Raw genomic sequence first — 12,592 nt, forward strand, 5'->3', positions numbered from 1 at the left:
AACGACCCTCGCACCCAGCCGCCGCGCGCGGGACCGGGCGCGCTCCCAACCTCGCCACCACACCGCACCGCTATGCAACAAGGCACTCCGGCCACCGCCGCCAGCTTTGCCAATATGGGCGTCGACCTGCTCGACTTCTTCGACGTCACGCCCACCTCGTTGTGGCTCGAAGACTATAGCCAGTTGCGTGCGCTGTTCGAGCGCTGGCGGGCGGCGGGTGTCGTCGATATTCGCGCCTTTCTCGAGGAAGATCCGCGCCGCGTCGCCGAATGCTCGGCGTGCATCCGCGTGCTCAAGGTGAATCGGCACACGCTCGAGCTTTATGGCGCGAGCAGCCACGAGGAACTCACCGCGCGCCTCGCCGACGTGCTGCGCGACGACATGTTTCAGGCCCACGTCGGCGAACTCGAACAGATGTGGGCCGGCGAGCCGCGCTTCCAGAGCAAGAGCGTGAACTACACGCTCGGCGGCCGGCGCATGGACATTCTGCTGAACGGCGTGATCCTGCCCGGCCATGAGGCCGACTGGAGCCGCGTGCTGGTGGCGATCGAAGATGTCTCCGCGCTGGAAGATGCGCGTCAGCGCGCGGCCGCGAGCCAGCTCTACGCGCAGGGCATTTTCGAGCACGCGCCGGTTTCGCTGTGGGTTGAAAATTTCTCGGCGATCCGCGAATTGCTGGAAGAAGCGCGCATGCAGGGCATCGTCGATTTCCGCACGTTCACCGACGTGCATCCCGAGTTCGTCGAGCGGTGCATGAGCGAGATTCAGGTGCTCGACGTGAATCACTACACGCTCGGCATGTATCGCGCGCCCGACAAGGCCACGCTGCTCGCGCGCCTGCCCGACGTGTTCCGCGACGAAATGCGTCCGCATTTTCGCGAGCAGTTGCTCGATCTCTGGGAAGGCCGCCTGTTTCAGCAGCGCGAAGTCGTGAATTACGCGCTCGACGGCAGCGAGCTGAACGTGCATCTGCAGTTCTCGGTGTTTCCCGGCCACGAGGAAAAGTGGGATCTCGTGCTGCTCGCGCTCACCGACATCACCGCGCGCAAGAAAGCCGAGGCCTACCTCGAATTCCTCGGCAAGCACGACGTGCTCACGAAGCTCAAGAACCGCTCGTTCTATGTCGATGAATTGAACCGGCTGCAACGCAAGGGGCCGTTCCCGGTCAGCGCGATCGTGGTCGACATGGACAATCTGAAGACCGTCAACGACCAACTCGGCCACGCGGCCGGCGACGCGCTGCTGCGCCGCGCGGGCGAAGTGCTTGCGAAGGCGATCCAGAAGCCGTATCACGCGGCGCGGATCGGCGGCGACGAATTCGCCGTGCTGATGCCGGGCGCCGACGCGCGCGATGCGGAAATCGTCGCCGACAGCATTACGAAACTCGTCGAGCTGAATAACCAGTTCTACGGCGGGCCGCGTCTGAGTTTTTCGCTCGGCTGGGCGAGCTGTGGGGAAGGTGAAAGCGTGGAGGGCATGCTGCGCGAAGCCGACGCCGCGATGTACGAAGCCAAACGCCAGCGCTACGAACTGCACCGAAACGGCGCGGTGAACGAGAGCGTGCGCGCCTCGGCGGGCAAGAACGAGGCATAACTGCACGCGTAATGGCGCGTAAAGAACGCCGCGTAAAAAACCGTAGCGTAAAACAGCGCGGCGTGAAAAAAGCCGCGCCAGAAATGCACACCGGGAGCAAGGCGCGACGCGCCCTGCTCCCGGCTTGAGATGCGTTGCCGCCCGAAGGCGTGCCACGCGGCGGAGGCAGACGACCTGTGGCCGCCCGCCCCCGCCTGGTTCGACGACGCGGCTAACCGGACTAATCAGCGAGCCAATCAGCGGCGGTCAGCCGGCGGCAGACGACATCACGACGCGTTGACGGCGTCCTTGAAGGCCTTGCCAGCCGTGAACTTCACCGTCTTCGCCGCAGCGATCTGGATTTCCGCGCCCGTGGCCGGGTTACGGCCGACGCGAGCGGCACGTTGGCCGGTCGAGAACGAACCGAAGCCGACGAGCTGCACGGAATCGCCCGACGTGACCGCCTTGGTGACCACTTCGAGGATCGCGTCGATTGCGGCTCCCGTGGCTGCCTTGGTCTCGCCCGTGCTTGCGGCGACTGCGTCAATGAGTTCCTGTTTGTTCATCTGCTTCCTGTGTTGAGTTGAGAAAACCTGCATACCCTACCGCACAAGGGCGAAACAGGCAAATCGCGTTGCATATCGAAACCTCCGGCACACGGGGCTTACACCATCCTGCCGCGAGCTGGAACGAATCGTGCAGAGCGATTTTCCCGCCTAATTCATGACTATTTCGCGTATTTTCACAAAAACCACCGATATTCGCGTGCGTGGATGGCGTTCATGAAATCGAGATGGTCTTGCCGTTTATTTTCACAAAAAACCATCGTGAAGTCCTCGCCGAGCCCTTCCCGCACGCCCGCATGCGAGCGCATCGCGGCCACCGCCGAGAGCATGTCGCCCGGAAAATCGACGCCGCTCGCACGGTTTTCGTTGAGCGGCGCAATGGGTTCGTGCTGCGCATCGAGGCCGTATTCGATGCCCGCGAGAATGGCGGCGAGCACCAGATAAGGGTTCGCGTCGGCGCCCGCGAGACGGTGTTCGATACGCAGATTCGCCTCGTCCGACTCCGGAATGCGGATACACGCATCGCGATCCTCGAAGCCCCAGCTCGCCCGGCTCGCCGCGTTGACCATCGCGCCGTAACGGCGAAACGCGTTATGGTTCGGCGCAAAAACCGGCATGCAATTCGGCAGCAGCGCGAGGCAGCCGGCCACCGCGTGACGCAGCCCGCGCCGGCCGTTCGCCGCGAGTGCGTTGCGGCCGGCGGAGTCGTAGAGACTCACGTGCACGTGCATGCCGCTGCCTGGCGCATCGAGCCACGGCTTCGACATGAAGCTCGCGCGATAACCGTGCTGCATGGCCACGCCGCGCGTGCTGCGGCAAAAGAGCGCCGACCAGTCGGCGGCACGCAAGGCGTCGTCGCAATGGCCGAAGTTGATCTCGAACTGGCCCGGCCCGAGCTCCGCCGTGATGACCGTCGCGTCCACGCCCTGCTCGCGCGCCGCGTCGACCATCTCGTGCAGCACCGGCGCGAAACGCGACAGGCGCTCGATATGCATGTTCGGTTGATCGTCCTCGTCGCCGCCGAGCGGATCGCGCGCGTGACGCGGCAGGCCCTCGCTGAGCTTCGCATCGAACAGATAGAACTCCAGCTCGAATGCGACGACCGGCCTGAGTCCGCGCCGCCGGAAACGTTCGAGCACGCGCGCGAGCACTTCGCGCGGCTCGAAGCCGATGGGCGCCGCCGTGCCGTCCGAGGTGATGAGCATCTGCGCGAGCGGCCGCGATTCCCAACGTACACGCTTGAGTGTGCCGGGCACGAGACGGCGCGGCGCGTCGGGATCGCCGTCGCGAAAACAATAGTCGCCGATCGGATACACGCCGCCCTGCGTGCCTAACAGGATGCAGTTTTGCGGCAGTTTGAGCAGCGCGCCCGCGGCGACCTTTTCGAGCATGTCGATCGGATAGCGTTTGCCGTAGAAATGCCCGGGAAGATCGAGGCAGATCAGATCGACGTAACGCACGTCGGGATGCGCGGCGCGAAACGCGCGGACTTCGCGCAGCAGATCGGCAGCGTTGGCGGGTTCATGCGCAGTTTCATGCGCAGTTTCATGGACAGTCACTTCGATTTCCTCTTGTTCGTGTCGCGAGAATGACAATGTTTTTCGGGTTTTAGTTCGACATTTAATTCGGAGTACAAATAACCATGAATACGCCGCTACGCGACGTACGGCAGCTATCGCCGCCAGCAACAGGCGTAATTATGCAAACACCCAGAGCACGCGTGCGTTCTGTTCCGAGCGGTTCGCGTAGCTGAAACGACAGCGCGAGGGCAACTGGAAGCTGTCGCCGGCGCGCAGCGTGACTTCGTCGTTTTCGCCGTCGACCCAGATCGTGAGTTCGCCTTCGAGCACGAAACCGCCCTGCTCGTCGCTGTCGTCGACGGGACGCTCGCCGCTCGTCGCGCCCGGTTCGAGCAGACTCTCCAGCATCGAAAATCCGCCCGACGACATGGTCGGCGACACCAGCACGTCGGTAATGCCGCCGCCGTAATAAAGCGTGCGCCGCTCGCCGGGCCGCGTCACCCACGGCAGCGCGCGCGGCTTGCTCACGCTGTAAAAGTACGTGGTGGGCGTCTGCAGCGCTTCGCCGATAGCCGTGAGATCGGCCACCGTGGGCCGCGAGAGACCGCGCTCGACCTGCGAGAGAAAGCCCACCGAGCGCCCGATCTTCTGTGCGAGGTCGGAGAGCGTCACCTTCTTGTGCTTGCGCAGATCGCGAATCAGGATCGCGAGACCTTCGATTTCTTCCTGCTTGTCCATGTGCATTCCATCGGGTCGGGCGGAATTGAAGCGCGGGCGGCGGCGCTAGACGACATCGCGCAGCCGATACCAAAGCTTGCCGAGCGCCTCGAGCGGCGCAGCGAGCGCGTCGCCGCCAGGGAAACGCGGATTATGGATGGCCTCGTAATGCGAGAGCAAGCGCGTGTCGCCGAGGATCGCGTCGGTCACCGCGCGCGCGGCGGCCAGCGTCGGCAATACGCCGTGGCCGGAAAAACCTTGCAGCCAGTAGCGTCCGCGCGCATGGCCAACATCGGGCGTACGCCGGATGCTGATATCGATATGGCCGCCCCACGCATAGTCGAGCGCCACGCCGCGCAACTGCGGAAACGCGCGTTCGAGGCTCGGGCGGATTGCCGCGCGAATGTCCTTCGGGATACCGCCGAGATAGGTGCACGCGCCCCCGAACAGCAGGCGATGATCGGGACTCAGGCGGAAGTAGTCGGGCACGAACTGGTTGTCGATCACACAGCTATTGCGCGGCAGCAGCGACTGCGCAAGCGACGGATCGAGCGGCGCCGTGGCGACCTGATACGTGCCGACGGGCAGCACGCGGCGCGCCAGATCGCGGTCGAGGCGATCGATATAGGCATTGCAGGCGAGCACGAGCGTCCCGGCGTGCAGCGTGCCATTCGGCGTCGTGACGACGAAACCGGCGGGCGTTTCGCGCCACTCGCGCACGCGCGTCAGCTCGAAAATGCGCCCGCCCGCGCGCTCGATGGCCGCCGCGAGACCGAGCGCAAGCTTGAGCGGATTCAGATGTCCCGCCTCGCGATCGTACAGCGCCGCGCGATAGCGGCGGCTGCCCACCCATTCGGGCATCTCCGCTTCGGGAATCACGCGCAGCGCGTCGTAACCCCACTTCTGCTGCGCTTCGTCGCGCGCTGCTTCGAGCAGCGCAACGCGGCTGCGCTTCACGGCGGTCCACAAACTGCCCGGCCGATAGTCGATGTCGAAACCGTGACGCGCGGGCAACTCGCGCACTTCACGCGCGGCCCAGCGCATGCTGTCCCACAGTTCGCGTGCGCGTTCGACGCCGAGCGAATGTTCGAGCGGGCCCATGTCGCAGGACCAGCCGAGCAGCGCCTGGCCGCCGTTGCGCCCGGACGCGGCCCACGCGACCCGGCTCGCCTCTACCAGCGCCACGCGCTTGCCCGCCAGCGCGAGCCGCAGCGCCGTGTGCAGGCCGCTGAACCCGGCGCCGACGATCGCCACCTCGGCGTCGTGATTGCCCTCCAGCACGGGGCGCTCGGGCAACGCGCCCGGCAAGGTGCGGGCGTAGTAGCTATCAACGTGTTGAGTCGATTCGACGAACATCGCGGCATCCGTGAAATTTTATCGGCCAATTTTCATGAAAAATTAGCACGACAATTTCACGGATGCAAATCGGGGATGCCCGAGGGCGTCGCCGATCAGTTCGCGGCGGTTTGCGCGCTCTGCTGCAGAAAGCGCGCGCGCATCGGCTTGAGCACGAACAGCGCGAGCACGGCGGTGACGATGTCGAGCGTGATCGCCGAGGCGAACACCGGCACCCAGCTGCCCGCATGCAGATGCAGCAGCGCTGCGAGCGGGCCGCCGAAGATCGAGCCGATGCCCTGCGAGATATAGAGCCAGCCGTAGTTCTCGGTCGCGTGACGCGTGCCGAAGGTGTCGGTCAGCGTGGACGGGAACAGCGAGAAGATCTCGCCCCAGCCGAAGAACACCACGCCCGAGAGCAGCACGAACAGCACGGCGTTATCGCGCGTCAGCAGCCAGAGCGCCATCGCGACGCCTTCGAGCGCAAAGGCGAAAAACATCGTGTTTTCGCGGCCAAAACGATCGGAGACCCAGCCGAACAGCGGTCGCGTGAGGCCGTTCGTGAAGCGATCGATGGTCAACGCGAGCGGCAGCGCGGCCATGCCGAACACCACCACTTTCGTGATGCCGAAGTCCGCCGCGAAGGTCGCCATCTGCGAGGTGACCATGAGGCCCGAGGTCGACATCATCGTCATCATGGCGAACATCAGCCAGAACAGCGGCGACTTCATCATCTGCGACGGACGCAGGTTCGGCACGCTTGCCGACGCATTCACGTTTGCTGCCGAAGCCGTCTGTGTCGGCGCAGCATCGCGCGGCACGCGCAGACCTTGCGAGGCCAGAAAGCCCACGACCGCGAACGCGATGCCGTACATCCACAGCGTCGCGTCGAGGCCGCGCGTCGCGAGCGAAGCCGAGATCGGGAACGTCGTGACGATCGCGCCCATGCCGTAACCGGCCGCCACGGCGCCCGCCGCGAAGCCGCGTCGATCGGGGAACCAGCGCACCATCAGCCCGACCACGCCAACATAAACGATGCCCGTGCCGAGCCCGCCCACAAGGCCGTACGTGAGGTAGAGCATCGATGTGCTCGTGACCAGCGAAGCGAGCACCCAGCTCAGCCCCGACATCACCGTGCCGAGAGAAATCAGCAGACGCGGGCCGAAGCGGTCGATCAGCTTGCCCTGAAACGGCGAGAAAAAGGTCTGCAGGATGATCAGCAGCGAGAACGTGACCTGCAGTTCGGGCAGCGGCACGCCGAGTTTCGCGGACAGCGGCTTGGTCAGCAGCGTCCACACATATTGCGGACTCGAAATGGCCATCATGCACAGCAGGCCGAGGCCGAGCTGGAGCCAGCGATTGTGCGTCGCGACGGCGTGCATGCTTGCGGTGGTCTCCGCGCCGAGCGTCTGAATGCGTGTATTCATGTGTTTTCCCCGTTGAATGCGGATGAAAAAGGACGAGTGCCGCCCTCCGGTTCGGCACAACGCCGAACCGGATATAAAAAACAGTCGATGAGTTAACTCGGTGAATGCGTCAGGTCATGCGATGACTCGCGCTACCAGCCCGCGGCCGAACCATCGCTGCGTGGATCGCTGCCCGCCTCCAGCAATCCATTCGGATACCGAACGATTGCACCGGCATGCCCCATCGCTTCGTCGTAGGCGTCGAGCACTTCGACGTCGTGGCCGAGCGCGCGCAAGGCATCGACGGTGGCCGCCGGGAAACGTGCTTCGAGTTTCAGCGAATCGGTCGATTGACCCCACGTGCGCCCGAGCAGCCAGCGCGGCGCGTCGATCGCGGTCTGCGGATTCCAGCCGTAACGCGCGATGCGCGAGAACACCGCGCTTTGCGATTGCGGCTGGCCGTCGCCGCCCATGTTGCCGTAGACCATCGTGCGGCCATCGGTGAACTGCGCGAGCGCCGGATTGAGCGTGTGGAACGGACGGCGCCCCGGCATCAGCGGATTCAGCGAAGCGGGATCGAGCGAGAAACTGCAGCCGCGGTTCTGCCAGTTGATGCCCGAATCCGGCAGCACGATGCCGCTGCCGAACTCGTGATAGATGCTCTGGATAAAGCTCACGGCCACGCCGTCGTTGTCGACGACGCCCATCCAGACCGTGTCGCCGGGCCCGCGGCCGTTGCCCCACGGCATCGCGCGCGACATCGACACCTGGCGCGCCATCGCATCGAGTGCCTCGGGCGCGAGCAGCGCGTCCGGATCGATGCGCATATGGTCGGGATCGGTCACATGCTCGTCGCGCACCTTGAATGCGAGCTTGGTCGCTTCCACGCAGGCGTGCACGAAGTCGGGGCCGAGCGGGTCCATGCCGTTGGTCAGCAAGCGATCGAGCACGCCGAGAATCAGCAACGACACGAGGCCTTGCGTCGGCGGCGGCATGTTGTAGACCGTGCCGAGCGTGTGGTCGAGCGCGAGCGGCGTGCGTTCGCGTGCACGATGGCGTTCGAGATCGTCGAGCGTGATGAGCGTTTCCAGCGACGAGAGATCGCGCGCGATGCTGCGCGCGAGATCGCCGCGATAGAAGTCGTCGAGACCTGCGTCGGCGAGTTGTTGCAGCGTCGCGGCGAGACGCGCGTTCGTGAAGCGCTCGCCGGTCTGCGGCGCGCGTCCATCGGTCATGAAGGTCTGCGCGAAGCCCGGCACGTGCTGCAGTTCGACGCCCTTGCGCGCGACGCAATCGGCGTGACTGCGCGTGACCGGCGCGCCGTGTTTCGCGTAGTGAATCGCGTCTTCGAGCAGGCGCGCGACGGGCAGCCGACCGCCGAGCGCGGCTTGCGAATAGCGCTGCGCGAAGTCCCAGCCGGACACGGTGCCCGCCACGGTATTCGCGGCGAGCGGGCCGCGCGCCGGCACGGTGTCCAGCCCGAACGCGCGGTACGTGGCGATGTCCGCGCGCATCGCCGCCGCGCCGCACGCCTCGATGCCGATGGGCGCGTGACCGGGACGCGAGATCAGCCAGAAGCCGTCCCCGCCGATGCTGTTCATATGCGGATACACCACGGCAATGGTCGCGGCGGCGGCGATCATTGCCTCGACCGCGTTGCCGCCTTCGCGCAGGACGGCGAGCGCGCTCTGCGACGCGAGCGCGTGCGGCGCGACCGCCATGCCGCGCGAGCCGCGCGTGGGATTCAGGATGGGTGCAGCAGTGTGTTCGAGAGGCATCGACGTTTCCTTGTATACAACGAAAACGTTAATGCGAGATTCGTGCCAGACCTTGGTAAAAACCCTGAGAATGCCGATTGGATAAGGCTTTCAGCCTGCCTACGCTGCGCTTCGCCGGTGGCCGCGCCGTGCCGTCAGGTGGTGCGCCGAGGCCGCGCTGGTGCGTGCGCAACGACATCGCGCCCCGTGTCGGTGCGCACGGCGCGCAGGCGTTGCAGCGTGAGACCGTTGACGCTCGCCTGACTGCCGCCGATATGACGCGAGACGAGTTCGACGCTCAGCGCGCTGTCGCCACGGCGAATGGCATCGAGGATCGCGGCGTGTTCGTCGTAGGTTTCGGCGATGCCGTCGCCGTGCACGAGATCGAGCCGCCGAACCACGCGGATGCGGTCGGTCACGCGCTGCATCGTCGCCGTGAGTTCGTCGTTGCCCGCCGCCGCGACCAGCGCGTGATGCAGCGCCTCGTCGAGTTCGACGAGCCGGTGACCATCGGCGATACGCTGGGCGCGCCCCACTTTCCACGTGCGATCGAGCGCGTCGAGCAGCAGATGCAGTTCGGCTTGCGGCGCCTCGCCGCTGCACAGCTTGCGCACCGCGAAGGTTTCGATCATCTGGCGCATTTCGTAGAGATCGTCGAAACGCTTGTTGTCGATCGGCACGACTTCCCAGCCGCCGCGCACATAGCCCTGCATCAAGCCGTCGCTTTGCAGACGTTGCAGCGCTTCGCGCGCGGGCGTGCGCGAGACCGCGAAACGCTCGGCGATCGCGCCCTCGGTGAGCCGGTCGCCCGGCAGCAGGTGCATATCGAAAATTTCGTTGCGCAGCGTGTAATAGACGCGGTCCGCCCGCGTCAGCGCGGCGTCCGCTGCTGCGATCGGCGCGGACGGCGGGCTGTCGTGGAGCGAGAGGTTCAGCTTGATGTCGGGCATGGTCGGAAAGCTTATCAAACGCGCCTGCCCGGAAGAAAACAATTGCGACGCCGCGCGGCTATCGCGTCGCGCTAGCGTGGCCCGTCGGGTGGCCCATCGTGCGGCACGAGCCCGTATTCCTGCAACAGCGTGCCGATCTGCGTCGCGTCGAGCTTCTTCAGCAGCAGATTGCGCAGGAACGCGGGGCCGGGAATATCGAGCGGCTTGCCGTCGCGCAGTCGCCCCGTCGCGGCCAGCAGGCTGCGCACATCGTAGGTGGAATTGAACACCTCCGGCACGCCGCGCTCGACGCCGAGCAGCGTGTAGACGGCTTCCATCGGCGTGCGCACCGAATACTCGGTGGTGAAGATGCAGTCGCGCTGCCGCGATTCGGCGAACTGGCCGATAAACGCGAAGTTGACCGCGCCCTTGGGCACGACATCGGGGCGATCGCCCGCACGGCGCGGCATGAAGAACGCGGTCACATACGGCATCATGACCGGCACGGTTTTCGCGCCGCTCGCGGCCAGTTCGTCGATCTGTTCGCGCGGCACGCCGAGGTGATAGAGCCACTCGCGCGTGATCTCCTCGCCGGTGCAATCCTGCATGGGCTTCTTGACGTAATCGCCGGGCGTATCGACGAACAGCGCGTAGAACCACACCACGATCTGGTCTTTCGGCTGCTGTTTAAAATGCGGCTGGCGATTGACTGTCCAGCTCAGCAGCCAGCTCGAATCCTTTGCCGTGACGATGCCGCCGGTCACGACCTTGCCGCTGAACGGATCGCGCTTCGCGATCTTCTGGATGTACTGAGGGATGCGCACGTCGAGCGTGGTGATCGTCGCCGATTCCCATTTGGTTTCGGCAATATGCGAGCCAAAGACCTCGGGGCGGCCGAACGCCGCGTCGCGCGCCGCGATGCGTTTCCACAGTTCCCAGGCGGGCGCCGGGCCCGCGTCGAGTTCAGCCGCAGTGTGGTGATCACCGTTGCGGGAGTTTTCGGTCAGCGAGCCGATGGTCATGAACACGAGATCGTCCGCGCCGAGATCGACGCCGCCCGCCGCGCCGTCACGCAGCCAGTGAATACGCGTGGCCTGCTTGCGGCCCGGCTCGATGCGGAAATCGACGTCGACGACCTCGGTGCCGTACTGGAACGTCACGCCGTGATCCTGCAAATACTTCACGAGCGGCAGCACCAGCGACTCGTACTGGTTATAGCGCGTAAACTTAAGCGCAGAAAAATCGGGCAAGCCGCCAATATGATGAATGAAGCGATGCAAATAGAGCTTCATTTCCAGCGCCGAATGCCAGGCTTCGAACGCAAACATCGTGCGCCAGTACAGCCAGAAATGGCTGGCGAAAAAATCGTCGCCGAATACCTCGTTGATGCGCTTGCCTTCCATTTCCTCGCGCGTGGCGAGAAATAATCGCACGATGTCTTTCTGCGCCTGCTCGCTCAAACTGAACTGATTGTCGGTATGAGCGTCCTGCCCCTGGTTCACGGTGGCGCGCTGCAAGGAGTAATTGGGATCGTCCTTGTTGAGCCAGTAGAACTCGTCGAGCACGCTCGCATTCGGCACGTCCAGCGACGGAATGGATCGAAACAGATCCCACAGGCATTCGAAGTGATCTTCCATTTCGCGACCGCCGCGAATCACGAAACCTTTTTCCGGCTCCTTGATGCCGTCGAGCGCGCCGCCGGGAAGGTGCTGCTGTTCGAGAATGGTGATGCGCTCGCCCGCCATCTGCGCATCGCGAATCAGGAACGCCGCACCTGCCAGCGACGCCAGTCCCGAACCGACGAACCAGGCGCGCTTGCCATCGACACCGGCTGGCTTGCGAGGACGGGCGAATGCTTCGTAATTGCCGCTGCTGTAGTACATGGCGCGAATCCTTTCGGAAAATCAAACAGAATTGGCTGACTCAAGCGACTCTAGCTTGAATGGCCGAATCGTGATCCGAAAGACGCCACAGTGCGCACGCGCGCTAAATGGGTGAATTCGCGTGTCTATAAGCGGTTGAATGACGTCGATGCGCGATTCACTGCCCTTTCGCGAATCACGCATGCGCGCATTTACCGCATACGATTGATTAACGTGACAGCGACGACGCCTGCTGCGCCCACGCTTTCACATAATCCGGCGCGTCGTCGGGGCACTCGCCCGCCTGCGCGGCGACGCGCTCGGGCGGCAAGGGCTTGAGCGCCAGCGGCAGCACGCCGGCCCAGACGGGCAACGCGAGATCCGCTTCGTCGTCGCTCGGACCGCCGGTGCGAATCTTCGACACCGCTTCGTCAAGCGGCAGACGCAGGATCGTCGTCGCGGCGAGTTCGTTGCGGTCGCCGCGACGCACTTCATTCACGCGTCCGCGCGCGATGTGATTGAGAAAGGCGTCGAGTGCGGCAGCCTTCTGCTCGGCGGGGACGACTTCGAACGCGCCGTAGATCATCGCCGAGCGATAGTTCATCGAATGGTGGAATGCGGAGCGCGCGAGCACGAGGCCGTCGAGATGCATGACCGTCACGCAGCACTGCGCGCCCTCGGCGGCGAGCTTGAGCATGCGGCTGCCATTCGAACCATGAATGTAGAGATGATCGCCCTCGCGCCAGCACGCTGTGGGAATGCAGTGCACGCCGCGCTCGTCGGCGAATGCGACGTGGCATACATAGGCATCGTCGAGAATCGCGTGCAGCGTGGCGGTCTCGTAGTCGGCGCGTTCCGCCATGCGACGCACGCGCGTGCGGGGCGACGGCGGCGTGCCCTTGCTGGCGACGGTATCGGTCTCGGACAT

Annotated in this window: 10 protein-coding genes; 1 reads left to right on the top strand and 9 read right to left on the bottom strand. The window is 64.7% G+C overall.

Annotated features, from left to right (window positions below; all coding sequences use genetic code 11):
• Positions 1-72 precede the first annotated feature (72 nt).
• Positions 73-1,593 (top strand): sensor domain-containing diguanylate cyclase, encoded by a 1,521-nt coding sequence (locus G5S35_RS36375; RefSeq protein WP_373681703.1) that lies wholly within the window; start codon positions 73-75, stop codon positions 1,591-1,593.
• A gap of 266 nt (positions 1,594-1,859) precedes the next feature.
• On the opposite strand, the gene G5S35_RS36380 is transcribed toward G5S35_RS36375, so the two are convergent.
• From G5S35_RS36380 to G5S35_RS36420, 9 genes are all read right to left on the bottom strand, one after another.
• Positions 1,860-2,138 carry an HU family DNA-binding protein gene (locus G5S35_RS36380; RefSeq protein ID WP_027818693.1) on the bottom strand — a complete coding sequence of 93 codons (279 nt, stop codon included), beginning with the start codon at positions 2,136-2,138 and terminating at the stop codon, positions 1,860-1,862.
• A 176-nt stretch (positions 2,139-2,314) separates the two neighbouring features.
• Positions 2,315-3,697, bottom strand: a complete 1,383-nt coding sequence (locus tag G5S35_RS36385) for a glutamine synthetase family protein (protein ID WP_237181846.1) — start codon at positions 3,695-3,697, stop codon at positions 2,315-2,317.
• Positions 3,698-3,835: 138 nt separating this feature from the next.
• Positions 3,836-4,396, bottom strand: coding sequence for a helix-turn-helix domain-containing protein (locus G5S35_RS36390; protein ID WP_065059185.1), 561 nt, complete (start codon positions 4,394-4,396; stop codon positions 3,836-3,838).
• Positions 4,397-4,441: 45 nt separating this feature from the next.
• Positions 4,442-5,731: an NAD(P)/FAD-dependent oxidoreductase gene (locus tag G5S35_RS36395; protein ID WP_176080722.1), complete on the bottom strand. Its 1,290-nt coding sequence runs from the start codon at positions 5,729-5,731 to the stop codon at positions 4,442-4,444.
• Positions 5,732-5,826: 95 nt separating this feature from the next.
• A complete protein-coding gene (gene oxlT / locus G5S35_RS36400) occupies positions 5,827-7,137 on the bottom strand; it encodes an oxalate/formate MFS antiporter (protein WP_183040246.1) in 1,311 nt (436 codons plus the stop codon).
• A 131-nt stretch (positions 7,138-7,268) separates the two neighbouring features.
• Positions 7,269-8,894, bottom strand: coding sequence for a gamma-glutamyltransferase family protein (locus G5S35_RS36405; RefSeq protein ID WP_183040247.1), 1,626 nt, complete (start codon positions 8,892-8,894; stop codon positions 7,269-7,271).
• A 134-nt stretch (positions 8,895-9,028) separates the two neighbouring features.
• Entirely contained in the window at positions 9,029-9,823 is a 795-nt protein-coding gene (locus G5S35_RS36410) for a GntR family transcriptional regulator (RefSeq protein WP_183040248.1), read from the bottom strand.
• 71 nt (positions 9,824-9,894) lie between these two features.
• Positions 9,895-11,685: an oleate hydratase gene (locus tag G5S35_RS36415; protein WP_183040249.1), complete on the bottom strand. Its 1,791-nt coding sequence runs from the start codon at positions 11,683-11,685 to the stop codon at positions 9,895-9,897.
• A 208-nt stretch (positions 11,686-11,893) separates the two neighbouring features.
• A complete protein-coding gene (locus G5S35_RS36420) occupies positions 11,894-12,592 on the bottom strand; it encodes a pyridoxamine 5'-phosphate oxidase family protein (RefSeq protein WP_074986812.1) in 699 nt (232 codons plus the stop codon).

Source organism: Paraburkholderia tropica (assembly GCF_014171495.1).
GTDB lineage: Bacteria > Pseudomonadota > Gammaproteobacteria > Burkholderiales > Burkholderiaceae > Paraburkholderia > Paraburkholderia tropica.